The 15,273-nt window shown below is 66.2% G+C and carries 17 protein-coding genes; 5 read left to right on the plus strand and 12 right to left on the minus strand.

Annotated features, from left to right (window positions below; translation table 11 throughout):
• Positions 1 to 9 precede the first annotated feature (9 nt).
• The 8 genes from BKE09_RS03735 to grxD form a co-directional block, all read right to left on the minus strand.
• On the minus strand, positions 10 to 519 hold the full coding sequence (locus BKE09_RS03735) for a PilX N-terminal domain-containing pilus assembly protein (RefSeq protein WP_049467547.1): 510 nt from the start codon (positions 517 to 519) through the stop codon (positions 10 to 12).
• A 4-nt stretch (positions 520 to 523) separates the two neighbouring features.
• Positions 524 to 1,690 (minus strand): PilW family protein, encoded by a 1,167-nt coding sequence (locus BKE09_RS03740; protein WP_075674853.1) that lies wholly within the window; start codon positions 1,688 to 1,690, stop codon positions 524 to 526.
• A complete protein-coding gene (gene pilV / locus BKE09_RS03745) occupies positions 1,687 to 2,163 on the minus strand; it encodes a type IV pilus modification protein PilV (RefSeq protein ID WP_075674854.1) in 477 nt (158 codons plus the stop codon). Before pilV ends, BKE09_RS03740 begins: the two co-directional genes overlap by 4 nt.
• Complete coding sequence (locus BKE09_RS03750; RefSeq protein ID WP_075674855.1) at positions 2,160 to 2,678, minus strand: Tfp pilus assembly protein FimT/FimU; 519 nt, start codon at positions 2,676 to 2,678, stop codon at positions 2,160 to 2,162. Before BKE09_RS03750 ends, pilV begins: the two co-directional genes overlap by 4 nt.
• A 161-nt stretch (positions 2,679 to 2,839) precedes the next feature.
• On the minus strand, positions 2,840 to 4,228 hold the full coding sequence (ppnN, locus tag BKE09_RS03755) for a nucleotide 5'-monophosphate nucleosidase PpnN (RefSeq protein ID WP_075674856.1): 1,389 nt from the start codon (positions 4,226 to 4,228) through the stop codon (positions 2,840 to 2,842).
• A gap of 253 nt (positions 4,229 to 4,481) precedes the next feature.
• Positions 4,482 to 7,682, minus strand: a complete 3,201-nt coding sequence (locus BKE09_RS03760) for a TonB-dependent receptor (RefSeq protein WP_075674857.1) — start codon at positions 7,680 to 7,682, stop codon at positions 4,482 to 4,484.
• A 250-nt stretch (positions 7,683 to 7,932) separates the two neighbouring features.
• Positions 7,933 to 8,709 carry an SDR family NAD(P)-dependent oxidoreductase gene (locus BKE09_RS03765; RefSeq protein WP_075674858.1) on the minus strand — a complete coding sequence of 259 codons (777 nt, stop codon included), beginning with the start codon at positions 8,707 to 8,709 and terminating at the stop codon, positions 7,933 to 7,935.
• Positions 8,706 to 9,026 (minus strand): Grx4 family monothiol glutaredoxin, encoded by a 321-nt coding sequence (grxD, locus tag BKE09_RS03770; RefSeq protein WP_005415957.1) that lies wholly within the window; start codon positions 9,024 to 9,026, stop codon positions 8,706 to 8,708. Before grxD ends, BKE09_RS03765 begins: the two co-directional genes overlap by 4 nt.
• Before the next feature lie 120 nt (positions 9,027 to 9,146).
• Here grxD and BKE09_RS03775 point away from each other — a divergent pair, with 120 nt between their 5' ends.
• Positions 9,147 to 9,725 carry a superoxide dismutase gene (locus BKE09_RS03775; RefSeq protein WP_075674859.1) on the plus strand — a complete coding sequence of 193 codons (579 nt, stop codon included), beginning with the start codon at positions 9,147 to 9,149 and terminating at the stop codon, positions 9,723 to 9,725.
• Positions 9,726 to 9,838: 113 nt separating this feature from the next.
• Here BKE09_RS03775 and BKE09_RS03780 read toward each other — a convergent pair whose 3' ends face one another.
• The 3 genes from BKE09_RS03780 to purE form a co-directional block, all read right to left on the minus strand.
• Entirely contained in the window at positions 9,839 to 10,180 is a 342-nt protein-coding gene (locus BKE09_RS03780) for a carboxymuconolactone decarboxylase family protein (protein WP_008268125.1), read from the minus strand.
• Between the two features lie 125 nt (positions 10,181 to 10,305).
• Positions 10,306 to 11,454 carry a 5-(carboxyamino)imidazole ribonucleotide synthase gene (locus tag BKE09_RS03785; protein WP_075674860.1) on the minus strand — a complete coding sequence of 383 codons (1,149 nt, stop codon included), beginning with the start codon at positions 11,452 to 11,454 and terminating at the stop codon, positions 10,306 to 10,308.
• Positions 11,451 to 11,954 (minus strand): 5-(carboxyamino)imidazole ribonucleotide mutase, encoded by a 504-nt coding sequence (gene purE / locus BKE09_RS03790; protein WP_005412808.1) that lies wholly within the window; start codon positions 11,952 to 11,954, stop codon positions 11,451 to 11,453. Before purE ends, BKE09_RS03785 begins: the two co-directional genes overlap by 4 nt.
• Before the next feature lie 58 nt (positions 11,955 to 12,012).
• Between purE and BKE09_RS03795 the strand changes: the two genes are divergently transcribed.
• The 4 genes from BKE09_RS03795 to BKE09_RS03810 all read left to right on the plus strand — a co-directional run bounded on the left by BKE09_RS03795 (position 12,013) and on the right by BKE09_RS03810 (position 14,664).
• Complete coding sequence (locus BKE09_RS03795) at positions 12,013 to 12,282, plus strand: Trm112 family protein (RefSeq protein WP_032128883.1); 270 nt, start codon at positions 12,013 to 12,015, stop codon at positions 12,280 to 12,282.
• A complete protein-coding gene (nadC, locus tag BKE09_RS03800) occupies positions 12,279 to 13,130 on the plus strand; it encodes a carboxylating nicotinate-nucleotide diphosphorylase (RefSeq protein ID WP_075674861.1) in 852 nt (283 codons plus the stop codon). Before BKE09_RS03795 ends, nadC begins: the two co-directional genes overlap by 4 nt.
• Positions 13,131 to 13,244: 114 nt before the next feature.
• Positions 13,245 to 14,246: a DUF2272 domain-containing protein gene (locus tag BKE09_RS03805; protein WP_075674862.1), complete on the plus strand. Its 1,002-nt coding sequence runs from the start codon at positions 13,245 to 13,247 to the stop codon at positions 14,244 to 14,246.
• Positions 14,247 to 14,313: 67 nt separating this feature from the next.
• Positions 14,314 to 14,664: a DUF3301 domain-containing protein gene (locus BKE09_RS03810; protein WP_049436544.1), complete on the plus strand. Its 351-nt coding sequence runs from the start codon at positions 14,314 to 14,316 to the stop codon at positions 14,662 to 14,664.
• Positions 14,665 to 14,768: 104 nt separating this feature from the next.
• Here the strand turns inward: BKE09_RS03810 and BKE09_RS03815 are convergent, their stop codons facing one another.
• Positions 14,769 to 15,221, minus strand: coding sequence for a ClpXP protease specificity-enhancing factor (locus BKE09_RS03815; protein WP_005412806.1), 453 nt, complete (start codon positions 15,219 to 15,221; stop codon positions 14,769 to 14,771).
• Positions 15,222 to 15,273 lie beyond the last annotated feature (52 nt).

The raw sequence follows: 15,273 nt of genomic DNA on the forward strand, positions 1-15,273 counted from the left end.
CCGACAACCTCAGGGCTTGAAGATGGAATCGATCGATGCCGTCGACGAGGAATCCGTCGGGGTATCGGTTGCGAAGGTGGTGATCTGGTAGATCGGCGTCACCGGGTCGAGCGGCTTGCCCATCGACAGCGAACCACCGCCGATGACGCATGAGTCGATGCGACGTACATTGACGGCTTCCCGGGTCGTCAGTGCACGACCACGCCCCCATGCCACCGGGTCGAAGGCGATATCACAGTTCTGCTGGACATCGGTATCCACCAACGGCGCATCACTGGCCGCCGCAACACGGTTGGCGATGTTCTCAAGCGCATGCTCACTGCGCCGGGTCACACCCTCGGCGTTCTGGAAAGCGACATTGGTCGCCCGGTAATTGGATGCCATCTTTTCCTGCATGCCGGCGACCTGCATGCCGGCGATGCCGATCAACGCCAGCAGGATGAGCATGATCAACGCCACATAGAGCACCGCACCGCGCTGGGTACGGGCCATTGGGCGCTTGCGGACTCGAGCATTCATGGCATCAGTTCCCGAACAGGCGGTTGCGCAGCGCAATCGTGGATTCGTACGTGGACCGGTAGCGCCCATCGCTCGGGCTTGCCGGCGCGAAGCCCACACCCAATGCGCGCGGGTAGTTGACCGCGGTGGTGGGCGCTTCTGCCTGCGACGGCAGGGGGCTGCGGGCGAGGATGCCGACCTGGACCTGCCCGACGCGGCGCCACTGTGCCGCGCCGGCGGCACCGGTGGCGGTGGTCACGCCGCTGGCGGTGGACAGTCCGGTGATGTTGCCGGTTGGCGGCGAGGTAGTACTGATGGCAACCGTGCTGTCCAGACCGAACAGCAACTGCAGGTTCTCGATGCCCTCAACCAGCTCCTCCGGCGTGCTGTAGCCGTTGTTGCCGTCTGCACGCGCCCGCATCAGCGCCGGCTGCCCGGTGGTGGCCGAGGTTCCCACGTAGTACACCAGCGACTCGGCGCGATAAATCATGGTCTGACCGGTCGGCTGCACGGTGTATCGCCCCAGATTGGAACCACTGGCCGTTACCTTGCCCGCCGCGTATGCGCCCTTGAACACGTTGACGTGGCTGCAGTCGGCAACACCGAACACATTCGGCGCGGCAACACCGCCTTCAACCATGCGGGCGCCGGCGGTGGCGTCAAACCCGACCACACTGTTGTTGCTTGGCGTCAATCCGGTGACCGGAACGCCTTCAGCCGCCAGATAACGCAGCACCAGGATGTCACTGCCACCCCGCGGAGACAGTGCGGCGATCGACGCCGGGAGCCCGGTCGGCGTTGCCCACGAGCCGCCCAGGGTGAGATTTGCCCCCGGTGCAGTGTTCGGCGCTTCATAGCCTTGAATCGTCACACTGAAATCCAGCGGATGGCCCGAGCCGGTGATGGCACCGGTATCGATGACCGGATCACCCTCGCCACGTACAAAATGCGCCTGGTCGTTCACGCAGCCGAAATGGCCCGCCATTCGGATGTCGCGCTGCAGGAACTCGAGGGCGAACCGACCATTCTCCTGCGCACGCGCATTGCCCTCGGCCAGGCGGGAGGCCGCGCGTGAAGCGAGGAAAACCTGCACGACGCCCAGCATCAGCACCAGGCCGATGACCATGGCAATCATCGTTTCGATCAATGAAATGCCGGCCACGCGATGCGGCGGGACGGAACGAAGGCTCATAGCTGGGATACCAGGGTAAAGGTGGTCCGGGTGTCCGGGTTGCTGGCGTCCCAGCGCTGGTCACCCCAGGCGATGGCCACGGTGACCTGGCCATTTGCATTGAGGACCGTGGCGCTCGCACCTTCCCCCAGTGCCTGGACGACCTGGCACTGCCAACGGGTGATGTTGCTGGCCACGCCCAGGCCCGCCCCCAGTGTGCGGGTGCACGAGCTGGATTTGATCGAGTTGGCGGCGAACGTGGCGTTGGTGTACCACGCAGCCTGATAACGGTTGCTTCGCATCTGGTCGAGCATGTCGTAGGCCAGATTGGTGGCCTGCGTGCGATAGTTCGAGCTCTGCACGAAGCGCACGTTCATTGTCTGCAACAGGGCAAAGCCAAGCAGACCAAACGCCAGCACGATGATGGTGATCAGCACTTCCATCATGCTGAAGCCACCCTGGCGCCGGGCAAAGGACGGAAGGCGACGGTTCATTGGCAGGCTGCCTTGGTGGACGTGATCTGGCCGGCCGCATTGACGGTCAGCGTGCGTCGCAGTGCGTCGCTGCCACAGCTCTTGGGCTGCAGCACGATTTCCTGGGTCGCGGCGGCCCGGCGGCGACCTCGGTTGTCGAACGCGATCACGCTGCCGGAGGGGCCGGTGACGGTGATCGAGTCGGAAGAAACGGTCACGAAGCGCAGCACCGTTTCACCTGTCTGCATCGTGCCGTCACCGTCGGCATCGGACCAGGCGAGCATCCCCGATGTCCAGGCATTGTCGCAGCTGGTCCCGGTGGAGCTGCCACAGACTCCTCCGCCCCTCTTGTTGCGCACCGCTTCACTGCGCGCCAACGACAACAGGCCGGTGATTTCATTGCCCGACGAGGCGATCCGGTTGGAACGGATCGTGCTCTGGAAACTGGGGAAGGCAATGGTCGCCAGGATCGCAACCACAGCGATCGTGACCATCAGTTCAACCAGCGTGAAGCCGTTTGGCCGGCGCAAAGACATTGGACGCTCCCCAGCGTGTTGGTGGCCACGATGGGCCATCGCCCTGCCACCGGCAAGCGGCGGCAGGATGAACGGTCAATCCGGGGCGACGGGCGTCAAAGGCTTGACGAGCCGCCCTCCCCTGCCAGTGCCGGCGCGATCCCCATCGCGCCGGGCCGGGCTCAGGCCAGCACCTGGTAGCAGGGCTGGTATTCGCCGGAGATCTTCATCCGGCGCTGCTCGACGAAGGCGCGCAGAAGCGCGTCAAGCGCCTGCATCATGTCCGGGTCGCCATGGATTTGGAACGGCCCGAACTGCTCGATGCGATGCATGCCGTCTTCCTTCACGTTGCCGGCGACGATACCCGAGAACGCCCGGCGCAGGTCGGCCGCCAGCGCGTGCGGCGCACGCCCGTGGTGCAGGTCCAGCGCGGCCATCGCCTCGTGGGTCGGCACGAACGGCTGCTGGTACTCCCACGGAATCTCGATCGACCAGTTGAAGAAGAACGAGTCCTTCTGCGCCAGGCGGTGCTCGCGCACGCGCTTGATACCGTTGGCCATCTTCTTGGCCACCGCGACCGGGTCACCGATGATGATCTCGTAGCGCTCGGCGGCCTCATCACCCAGGGTCAGGCGGATGAAGCGATCGATCTGCTCGAAGTACGGCGCCGCCACGGTCGGGCCGGTCAGGATCAACGGGAACGGCAGGTCCTTGTTCTCTTCGCGCAGCAGGATGCCGAGCAGGTACAGGATCTCTTCGGCAGTGCCGACGCCGCCGGCGAACACGATGATGCCGTGGCCGATGCGGACGAAGGCCTCAAGGCGCTTCTCGATGTCCGGCATGATCACCAGGTGGTTGACGATCGGGTTCGGCGACTCGGCAGCGATGATGCCCGGCTCGGTCAGGCCGATGTAGCGCGTCACGGTACGGCGCTGCTTGGCATGGGCGATGGTGGCACCCTTCATCGGGCCCTTCATTGCGCCCGGGCCGCAGCCGGTGCAGATGTCCAGGCCGCGCAGGCCCAGCTCGTAACCGACCTGCTTGGTGTACAGGTATTCGTCGCGCGAGATCGAGTGCCCGCCCCAGCACACCACCAGGTTCGGATCGCCCGGGTTGAGGATGCGCGCATTGCGCAGCAGGCCGAACACCGCGTTGGTAATGCCCTCGGACGACTCCAGCTCGGCCGCGTAGGCCGGGCCCATCTCGATGGCCATGTAGGCCAGGTCGCGCACGACGGCGAACAGCAGTTCGGCGACGCCGCGGATGATCTCGCCGTCAACGAAGGCCATCGCCGGTGCGTTGACCAGATCGATGCGCACGCCGCGGTCCTGCTGCGCCACCTGGATGTCGAAATCAGGGTAGAGATCGCGCGCAGCGCGCGGATCGTCCGAGGCGCTGCCGCTGGTCAGCACGGCCAGCGCGCAGCGGCGCAGCAGCTCATGCATGCCGCCGGCGGAGGCATCACGCAGGCGTGCCACCTCGGCCCGCGACAGCACATCCAGCCCACCGCGCGGGTAGATCCGCGCATCCTGCACCGGCAGCGCACGGGCCGATTTTTCGTTCGTGGTCATATCCAATTTTTCGCTTCCTTCAAGGTTTCCGACTGTACTGCCGCCCCCTTAAAAAGCAAAACGGCCGGGAAGCCCGACCGTTGGATGTGTGCTGCCCGCGTTCGCCATTCCGGGACCGCATCGGCGGCGTTGATGCCGCGCACATTTCTGGATGCTACGCCGTTGCCCAGCGCCCTGCAAGCACTTTCGCATGAACGGGAAACGGCCGGGTTTCCCCGGCCGTTTCCGTTTACAGCAGAACTACATCAGCGCATCAGAACTGGTAGCGGAAGCCCAGCTGCATCGACCACTGCGACACACCGACGTCGAAGCCGTCAGCATCGGAGTTGGCGACGCTCGGCAGGTCCGCGCCACGGTAGTTGTAGACGTACTTGCCGTTGTACAGGCCCTGCAGGCTGGCAACACGAGCATTGGCGTAGAAGCCGTAGTCGTAGATGTTGCCCCACTTCTTGTTGAGCATGTTGCCGACGTTCTGGATGTCCAGCCAGATCTCCGACTTGTGACCCTTCATGAAGCCCGGCAGCTGCTGGCTGATGCGGATGTCGAAGGTGTTGATCCAGCCGGTACGGAACTGGTTGGCCGGAGCCACCTGGCCTTCGTACTTGCCCAGCTGCGGGTTGGCCGCCAGCCAGTCGAAGAACGACTTCTCCATCGCCGCGTCGGCGGTGAACTTGCCCGTGTTGGACAGGGTGCCGAACAGGACCTCGCCGCGACGCGGCACGTAGAACAGGTCGTTGCCCGAACGGCCGTCGCCGTTGGCGTCGTTCACATAGATGTAGCTGTACGGACGGCCGCTGCGGCCTTCGTACACCAGGCCCACCTTGGTCTCGTAGTCGCCGAAGAACTTGTGCTTCCAGTTCAGCGAGCCCGACAGGCGGTCGCGGATCTGGTAGCGCGAGGTGTTCAGCATTTCCTCGTTGGCATTGAAGGCGTACTGGTAGCCCCAGCCCGAGCTGGCGGTGGAGCTGGTCAGGCTGCCCACTTCCTTGGCATCGGTGTAGGTGTAGCCCAGGTTCCAGGACCAGTCGCTGCTCGCGCTCCACGGCTTGCTCAGCGAGACGGTGAACTGCGAGGTGCGGCCCTGATCGGTGTTGTCGATCAGGTAGACGTTGTTGAAGCCCTGTGCGGCATAACCATTGCGCGCATCGTTGGTGCCCCACGCCCTGCCGTCAGCCGAAGGCACGTAGTAGTTCACGCGACCATCGGCACCCACCTGACGGCCCTTGCCCAGGTTCAGGTGCTGGTAGTACAGGCCATCCTTGACCTTGGTGACCAGCAGCTCGGCCGAGGCGACCATGCCGTACCACGGCAGCTCGTGATCGAAGGCCAGGTTGGCCTTGTACAGCGACGGCAGCTTGAAGTCGCGGCCGACGAAGTTGACGTTCTGCAGCGCGCTGCCCGGGGTGGTCGGGACCGGCTGGTTGTCCTTGTCCGGGTTGAACTTCTGGCCGTTGTAGCGGCTGATGTTGTACGAGTCGTAGTTGAAGCCGGTGGTGGAGTAGCTGTTGCTGATCCACACCTGCGGTGCATCACCCTGGAACAGGCCGATGCCGCCGCGCAGCTGGGTCGGGCGCTCGGTGTCGAAGGTGTAGTTGAAGCCGAAGCGCGGCTGGATCAGGAACTTGCTCGGGAACACCGCACTGTTGTCATAACCGAAGACAGTCTCCGCCTTCTGGTTGTACGTCGGTGCCGGGCTGGCCTTCGGACGGTCGCCACGCAGGCCCATGGTCAGGGTCAGGTTGCTGTTGACGTACCAGGTGTCCTGCACGAACAGGGCAAGGTTGCTGTACTTGTAGTCAGCCGCGATCGAGTTCGGGCTCGTTTCCTTGTTCAGCTGGTAGGTCTGCCACTGGCCCTTGGCGAAATTGTCCAGGCCGTAGAAGGTGTAAGCACCCCACGAGCCAGCGCCGTAGTAGTTGTAGACATCATTGGTGTCGTACGAACCACCGAACTTCAGGTCGTGGTTACCCAGGGTCAGCGTACCGGCCGCGTAGTAGTTCCACGCCTTGGTTTCCAGCACGTTGTTCTGCGAGTTGGTCTCGGTACCCAGGAACAGCGAGTCGCCTTCCGGCGTGGTCACATCGCCGCCGCGCGGGAAGTAGATGCGGATGCTCGGCGCATTGGTCGGCACCTGGCGGATGGCCGAGTACTCGCGGTACGAAGCCTTCAGCTCGGTCGAGAAGGTGTCGGTCCAGTCGCTGAAGACCTGGGCGACGTAGCTCTCGTTGGTCTTGACGTGCTGGTACCAGTACGAGCTCAGCGACGCCTGCGAGGTCGAGCCCATGCCGTTGATGCGCAGCTTGCTCTGCTCGAGCTTGCTGTAACGGATGTTGGCGCGGTGGTTCTCGTTGATGTTCCAGTCGAGCTTCAGCGCGTACTCTTCCAGGTCGGTGTTGCCGTTGCTTTCGATACCGCCGGCATCGAAGCCATAGCCCTTGGCGATTTCCTGGGCACGGGTCACGTCAGCCATGCTGTAATCGGCATTGGCCTTGCCCAGCGCGGTGCTCGACAGGTCGGCGCCCGGCGCGGACTGCTTGAACTTCTCGTAGTTGGCGAAGAAGAACAGCTTGTCCTTGACGATCGGGCCGCCCAGGGTCATGCCGTAGGTCTTTTCGTCGTTGAAGCCGTTGAACTTCTTGCCTTCCGGGTTCTTGCCGAACCAGTCACCGTCACGGTAGGTGCCGTAGACCGAACCGTGGAATTCATTGGTACCGGACTTGGTCACCGCATTGACGGTGGCACCGGCAGCGCCAGCGATGCTGACGTCGTAGTTGGACAGGTTGATGTCCAGCGCTTCGATGGCCTCCATCGCGACCGGCTGGCGGCGGGTCGGCATGTTGTTGCCTTCCAGGCCGAAGGTGTCGCTGGCCGAGACGCCGTCGATGTTGATCGAGTTGTAGCGCGGGTTCTGGCCGCCGGCCGAGATCGAGCCCGAGGCGCGGTCGATGAAGGTCACGCGCGGATCCAGGCGCATCAGATCCTGGATGTTGCCGCCGATGGACGGCGCAATCTCGATCTGCTCCTGGCTGATGTTGGTGCCCGAGCCCATCTTGGTGGCGCTGAACACTTCCGAGCCGCCGCCGACAGCGGTGACCTGCACGGTGTCCAGGTTCGTGGCCTTGGTCACGTCACCGGTCAGGATGGCGTTGATGGTGCCGGTCTGGTTCACGCCCAGGTAGACGCCATCTTCGGTCTTGGTACCTTCACCCGGCTTGGTGATGGTGATGGTGTACGGACCACCCACGCGCAGGCCGCGCGCGTTGTAGCGACCCGCCGCGTCGGTCGTAGCGCGCGAAACCGTGCCCGACTCGGTGTGGGTGATGGTGACTTCAGCGCCGGCGACGGGCTGGCCGCCGTTGGTCACGACCTGGCCGCCGACACCGGCAGTGGTGGTCTGGGCGAAGGCGGGAGCGGCAGCAAGTGCAGCCACGAGACCAAGGGTAAGCTTGGACATCCGGAGTGGGTGGGTCATTTTTCGGTAGCCTCGATGCGAGTTGGCGATGGCGGAAAAAAAGCGCATCCAATCAGCCCTGCGGGTGGCTGGTCGGAGAGTTATCTGGGGTTCCCTACCGTTTGGCTGAAGGCAGCCATAACGGTTAACACTAGATTAACACGCTACGCCATCAATGTGACGGTTGTGCGACAAACGGCACCGGATCGCAACGCAATCGTGACGGGATCTTCATTCCGCCTTACGGTGGCCTTCACGCGTCGCCGGATGGTCCGCTGGCATCGAGGATGCAGCCCCGCCAGACGCTGCCGGCCGGGGAAAGCAGGGTCACCGCCGCGGCCGCCGCGGCTTCCGGCGCGCGCGCAGCCGGGTCCTGATCGACGGAATACGCGCGGGCCCGCAGTGCCGTGCGCAGGGGCCCCGGGTACAGACCGCTGACCCGGACCGGGCTGCGGCCCAGCTCATCATGGAGGCTGCCGATCAGACCACGCAGGCCGTGCTGGGCCACGCCATACCCACCCCAGTAGGCCTGCCCCACCCGTTCAGGGGCATCGACCGCGAATACCAGAGCCGCATCCTCGCGCTGCCGCAGCAGCGGCAGGCAGGCCTGGGCCAACCAGGCCGGGGCGGTCAGGGTGACATGGACCGCGCGGGCGAAGCTGGCAGGGTCGGCCAGCTCGAACGGGGTCAGGCCGGGGAAATGCGCGGCGCAGACCAGCAGGCCATCCAGCCCCCCCAGCTCGCGCTGCAGGGCCTGGGCCAATTCGGCATAGTCATCGGGGCCGGCGCCTTCCAGGTCCAGCGGGTACAGCAGGGGTTCCGGGCCGACCGCCTGGACCTGGGCATAGACCCGGTCCAGCCGGCGCGGCTTGCGCCCCAGCAGGACCACGGTGGCGCCGGCCGCTGCGGCGGCGACCGCCGCGGCACTGCCCAGCCCTCCCCCGGCACCAGCGACCAGCACAACGCGGTCCTGCAACGGGCGGCCATCGAGCGCCCCGTCAGTCGGTGACGTCGACGGCCAGGCATTCATCCCTGGGTCGCCTCTTCGACGATGCGCTTGAGCTCGCCGGATTCAAACAGTTCCATGACGATGTCGCAGCCGCCGATCAACTCACCGTTGATGAACAGCTGCGGGAAGGTCGGCAGGTTGGAGAAGCGCGGCAGGTTGGCGCGGATCTCCGGCTCTTCGAGCACGTTGACGGTGCGCAGGGTGACGGCGCCGGCGGCCATCAACGCCTGCACGGCGCGACTGGAAAAGCCGCACATCGGGTACTGCGGGGTACCCTTCATGAACAGCACGAGCGGGTAACGATCGACCTCGGCCTGGATTTGCTGCATTACCGCCACAACCACACTCCTTGCTTCGCCGGACAAACCGACCGTGATGGTCGGCTAGACTGCCCACGGTAGCCGCCATTGTAAGCGGATGGAACAGGCTGCCGCCGTCCCCTGGCCACGAACCTGTCCATGCCCGTCGAATTGCCCGCCCTGCCCTACCTCTCCGGCTCCCTGCAGCCCCACCTGTCCGCGCAGACCGTGGAACTGCATCACGGCCGCCACCACCGCGCCTATGTCGACGCGGTCAACGCCGGCACCCTCGGCACCGAGTGGGAAGAAGCATCACTGGAAGAGATCGTGCGCCATGCCCAGGGTTCGCTGTTCGATGCGGCCGCCCAGGCCTGGAACCACGGCTTCTACTGGCAGTGCCTGCGCCCGCGCGGCGGCGGCGAACCACAGGGCCGGCTGGGCGAACTGGTGAAGCGCCAGTTCGGTGACGCGCAGCGCCTGCGCGAGGAGTTCAACCGCACCGCGCTGGGCCTGTTCGGCTCGGGCTGGGTGTGGCTGGTGCAGCATCCGGGTGGCCAGCTGGGCATCCAGGCCACCCGCAACGCGGGCACGCCCCTGACCGGTGACAGCACCCCGCTGCTGTGCTGCGACGTCTGGGAGCACGCTTACTACACCGACTACCAGAATGATCGCGCGCGTTACCTGGACGCGTTCTGGCAGATGGTCAACTGGGAATTCGCCGAGAGCCAGCTGAGCTGAAGCAGCGACTCGACCAAGGGTAGTGCCGGCCGCTGGCCGGCATCCCCATACGCGCACGGACATACCCGATCTGCCGGCCAGCGGCCGGCACTACCGGGAAGCAGAGCGTGGCATCACGCGCTCTCGTGTGCCGCCACGGCGTCCATCACCCGTGCCGAATACACCAGCGCGGCGCCGGCATTGAGCGACACCGCCACACCGAGCGCCTCGGCGATTTCCTCGCGGCTGGCGCCATGCTTCAGCGCCGCGTCCACGTGCACGGTGATGCAACCGTCACAGCGGGTGGTCACCGCCACCGCCAGCGCGATCAGCTCACGGGTCTTGGCGTCAAGGTGGTTGGTCTGGGCACCGGCATTGGACAGGGTGGCGTAGCCCTTGACCGTGTCGGGCGAGAGCTTGCCGATCTCGCCGATGCGACCCTTCAGTTCCTTGCGGTAGGCATTCCAGTCGAGCATGGTCGTGACTCCTGTGAAAGGAGCTCCACGCTACCACCGGCAATGTTGTGCCGATGGCTGCACCGGTGCGCCACACCGTTGCAGCCATACAGGGGTGTGCCGGCAGCACGCCGGCACGCCCGCGTTCAGCGGTTGCGCAGCGCGTGCACCGCCGGTGCCACCTGGGCCTGGCGGTCCAGTTCCAGGCCCACCTGGTCGAGCGCGTCGGCCAGTGCTGCGGCATCGTCATCGCGCAATGTGGCATGGCCGACCTTGCGGCCTTCGCGCGACTCCTTGCCATAGTCATGCCAGTGGCCACTGGCCTGGGCCAGCACCGGCAACGGGTCGGGCATCCGGCCCAGCCAGTTCAGCATGCAGGCATGGCCGAGCATGCGGGTGCTGCCGAGCGGCAGGCCCAGCACGGCACGCAGGTGGTTCTCGAACTGCGAGGTCTCGCTGCCTTCGATGGTCCAGTGGCCGGAGTTGTGCACGCGCGGCGCCATCTCGTTGGCCAGCAGCTCACCATCACGGCAGAACAGCTCCAGCGCGAACACGCCGACGTACTGCAGGTGTTCGGCGACGCGACGGGCATAGCCGATCGCCGCCTGCTGCTCGGCGTCGGACAGCACGGCCGGGGCCACACTGGCCGACAGCACGCCGTCGACATGCCAGTTGCCGGTGACCGGCCACGCCTCGAAGCCCCCGTCGCGGCCGCGCACGGCCACCACACTGACCTCGCGCTGGAAGGCGACGAAGCCTTCCAGGATCAGGCCGGTGCGCTCGACCTGCGCACCCAGCGCGTCCCACGCGGCATTGATGTCGGCTTCGCTGCGCAGGCGGAATTGCCCCTTGCCGTCGTAGCCCAGGCGGCGGGTCTTCAGGATGCACGGCAGGCCGAATTCGGCGGCCTTCGCCGCCAGTTCGTCACGGCTGCGGATGTCAGCGAAGGCCGGCAGCGGAATGCCCAGCTGCTGGAACAGGGTCTTCTCGCTCAACCGGTCCTGGGCCACGGCCAGTGCGGCCGGCGGCGGATAGACCGGCACGCGGTCGGCCAGGAACTGTGCACTGTCGGCAGGCACGTTCTCGAAATCGAAGGTGACCACGTCGACCTTGGCGGCGAAGTCCGCCAGCGCCTGGCGGTCATCGAAGGCACCGACGGTGAGCGGCGCCAGCGGGCCGCTGCAGGCGTCGGCGGCCGGGTCGTACAGCTCGAAGCGCAGTCCCAGCGGCGCACCGGCCAGGACCATCATGCGGGCGAGCTGGCCGCCGCCCAGGATGCCGACGGTCAGGCTCATTGGCGCGGATCGTCGTGGGCCATCACGTCTTCGGTCTGGCGTGCGCGGAACGCGTCGAGCGCCTGGCCGATCGCCGGCTGGTCACTGGCCAGCATCGCGGCGGCGAACAGCGCAGCGTTGGAGGCGCCGGCATTGCCGATGGCGAAGGTGGCGACCGGAATGCCGGCCGGCATCTGCACGATCGACAGCAGCGAATCCATGCCGTTGAGGGCCTTGGACTGCACCGGCACACCCAATACCGGCACGGCAGTCTTGGCGGCGATCATGCCCGGCAGGTGGGCGGCCCCGCCGGCACCGGCGATGATCGCGCGCAGGCCTCGCGGGCCCGCCTGCTCGGCGTAACTGAACAACACATCCGGCGTCCGATGCGCGGACACCACCTTCACTTCGAACGGAACACCCAGGGCTTCAAGCTTCTGGGCGGCGTGCTGCATGGTTTCCCAGTCGGAACGGGAACCCATGACGATGCCGACAAGCGGCGCGATCGGGTTGGGGGTCATTGGCCGTCACCTGCCTTAAAGACGTATTCTAGCCGTCTTCCACGCAAGACGAAGAACCATGGATCGCAAGCTGCTCGACCTGCTGGTGTCGCCGGACACCCGCCAGCCCCTGTCCCTGCTGGATGGCAAGGGCCTGGAAGCCCTCAACAAGGCCATTTCCACCGGCGCGGTGAACAAGGCCGATGGCAACCCGCTGGCGCAGCCGCTGCGCGAAGCGCTGGTCACCCGCGACCGCAAGCAGGTGTTCCGCGTCGACGACGGCATCCCGGTGCTGCTGGCCGAAGAAGCCATCCCGACCGCCCAGATCGCCGACTTCCCGGCCGCATGAGCATGCTGCCGACGCCGGATGCGGCCGTTGTCGCCGCCGATGTCGCGCGCGCACTGGCCGAGGACCTGGGCAGCGGTGATGTCACCGCCACCCTGCTGCCCGACCAGGCCGACAGCGCTTACCTGCTGTGCAAGCAGGACGGGGTGATTGCCGGCCGCCCCTGGTTCGATGCCACTCACCGCGCGCTCGACCCGGACGTGCGCATCGACTGGCAGGTTTCCGAAGGCGACGCGGTCACCGCAGGCACCGTGCTGGCCCTGCTGCACGGGCGCAGCCGCAGCCTGGTCAGCGCCGAGCGCACTTCGCTGAACTTCCTGCAGACGCTGTCCGGCACCGCCACGACCACCGCACGCTACGTGGCGGCCGTGGCCGGCACTGGCACGCGCATCCTCGACACCCGCAAGACCCTGCCCGGCCTGCGACTGGCGCAGAAGTACGCGGTGCGCTGCGGCGGTGGCGAGAACCATCGTTTCGGCCTGTACGACACGGTGATGCTGAAGGAAAACCACATCCGCGCTGCCGGTTCACTGGCCGCCGCCGTGGCGGGCGCACGCCGGCAGTGGCCCGCGCTGCCGCTGGTGGTCGAAGTGGAGGACCTGGCGCAGCTGCGCCAGGCGCTCGAAGCCGGTTGCGAACGCATCCTGCTGGACGACTTCAGCCCCGACCTGCGCCGCGAGGCAGTGCGCATCACGGCCGGCCGCATTCCGCTGGAAGTGTCTGGCAGCGTCGGCCTGGGCGGCCTGCGCTCGATCGCCGAGGATGGCGTCGACTGCATTTCCATCGGTGGCCTGACCAAGCACGTGCAGGCCATCGATCTGTCGTTGAAGCTCGGCCCGCCGCCGGGCTGAGGCCTGGCCCGGGGTCAGATCCCTTTTCCCAGGGAAAGGTATCTGACCCCGTTCTCACACCCGGCGTTCACGACAGCGCTGCGACGCTGCGGGCATCCCCCACAGGAGCCGCGCATGCGCCGGATGTTCTTGCCTGCCTGTCTGCTGCTGGCTGCGGCACCGCTGTCCGCAGCGGCCGCCGAAGCCTGCGATGTGCCGCCCCGCTTCGGCCTGAGCCCGTTGGCGGTGGCCATCCGCAATACCGCCTGCAATGAACACCGGCTCTGGTTCCGGCCCTTCATCGATCGTGATGGCCGCGCGGCGAGTCTCAGTGTCACCGAGGCCGAGAACGAACACCTGGCCGACAACGGACTGATCGCCTGGCAGCGCGTGGCCGGCTACTGGCGCAACAGCGGCACGCTCAACGCGATGGGCAGCATCGCGGGTGCCAGCAGCTGCCTGGCGCCGCTGGGGACGCGCTACACCGACAGCGACTGCCGCGCCTTCCTGATCGACAATCCGTGGTCGGCCGCGTTCATTTCCTGGGTGATGGTGCAGTCCGGCGTTCCCGGCTTCAACACGTCGCCACGCCACATCGACTACATCCGCGCCGCATACCAGGGCGGGCCCTCGGGCGTGCCGTACCGGCTGGTCGACCCGGCCACGGCCAAACCCGCGCCCGGCGATCTGCTGTGCTTCCTGCGTGACCGCAGCAGCACCCTCAGCTACAGCGGACTGGTGCAGGCGCTGGGCAACGGTTCGGTGGGCCACTGGAAATCGCATTGCGAAGTGGTGGTGGCCGCCAACCTCGGCGGCGACCACACCCTGTACCTGGTCGGTGGCAACGTGATGAACACCGTGGCGATGCGGCTGCTGCCGCTGGAGCGCACCGGACTGATCAAGCTGCCGCCGGCGCGCGAACGCAACAGCACCGGCATCGACCCCAGCTGCACGCCGGGCCGCGAGGACGAATGCAGTTTCAACCGCCAGGACTGGGCAGCGCTGCTGCAGCTGACTGCCACATCACCCGTGGTGATGCCCTCGCCCACTGCCACACCGGTACAGACCGCTCCGGCGCCGCAACCGGTCGTCGTGCCCGCGCAGCCGGTGTCCGGCGAACCACAACCGCAGCGGTGAATGCAGCGCTTGATCCAGCGCGCGTTCGCCGCCATCTTTGCGGGATCGACCTCTGACGGCTGACGCCATGCCCACCCTGCTGCTGTTGCTGATTGCCGGCGGAATCATCTACTTCTTCTGGAACGCCGCACGCTCGGCCGCCGAGCGCGCGGTCGAGCTGGGCCGCAATGCCTGCCGCGCCGCCGATGTGCAGTGGCTGGACCAGGCGGTGCACGCCACCGGCCTGCGACTGTCACGTGGCGAGGATGGACGGCTCGGTTTCGAGCGCACCTTCAAGTTCGAATATTCCTACGATGGCATCGATCGCCACGTGGGCCGCATGGTGCTGCGTGGCGACCAGCTGATCTCGTTCACCGGTCCCGGTGCCGCGCGGATCAGCCAGATCCGGCCGGATGTGGACGATGCCGAGGATGTGTAAGGGCTGAAGGTGTGCCGACCAACGGTCGGCACCCACACAATTCCGGCACCCACCGGTAAATCCTGTAAAGAAAAACGCCGCCCATCGGGGCGGCGTCGGAATGGTTACTTGACCACGCGCAGGTTCGGGCGGCCCTTTGGCGGCGGACTGGCCGGCGGCGTATCGTCCGGCGGCGTGCCTTCCTCGTGCAGCAGCTCATCGCTGGTCGGTGCGGTTTCGTTGCCCGGAATGTCATCCGGCAGCGCCATGCCCTGCCCGGTCTCGCGGGCATACACCGCCAGCACGGCACTGATCGGCACCTGCACCGGGTAGCTGGTGCCGGAGAAGCGGGCCGAGAAGCTCACCATTTCGTTGTCGATCATCAGCCGCACGACGGCACGTTCGGCGATGTTGAGCACGACCCGGCCATCCTTGACCGCCGAAGGCGGGACCTGCACGCCGGGGACGCCGGCGTCGACCAGGATGTGCGGGGTCAGCTGGTTGTCGTTGATCCATTCCACCAGCGCCCGCAGCAGGTACGGGCGGTGGCTGGTCATGTGGAAGAAGTCTTCGGTCATGCGTGAAGTGTACGCGCCCGGCGCCCCGCCGGGGCGGATCGTCTGCACGCCG

The organism is Stenotrophomonas sp. TD3 (assembly GCF_001939825.1).
Lineage (GTDB): Bacteria > Pseudomonadota > Gammaproteobacteria > Xanthomonadales > Xanthomonadaceae > Stenotrophomonas.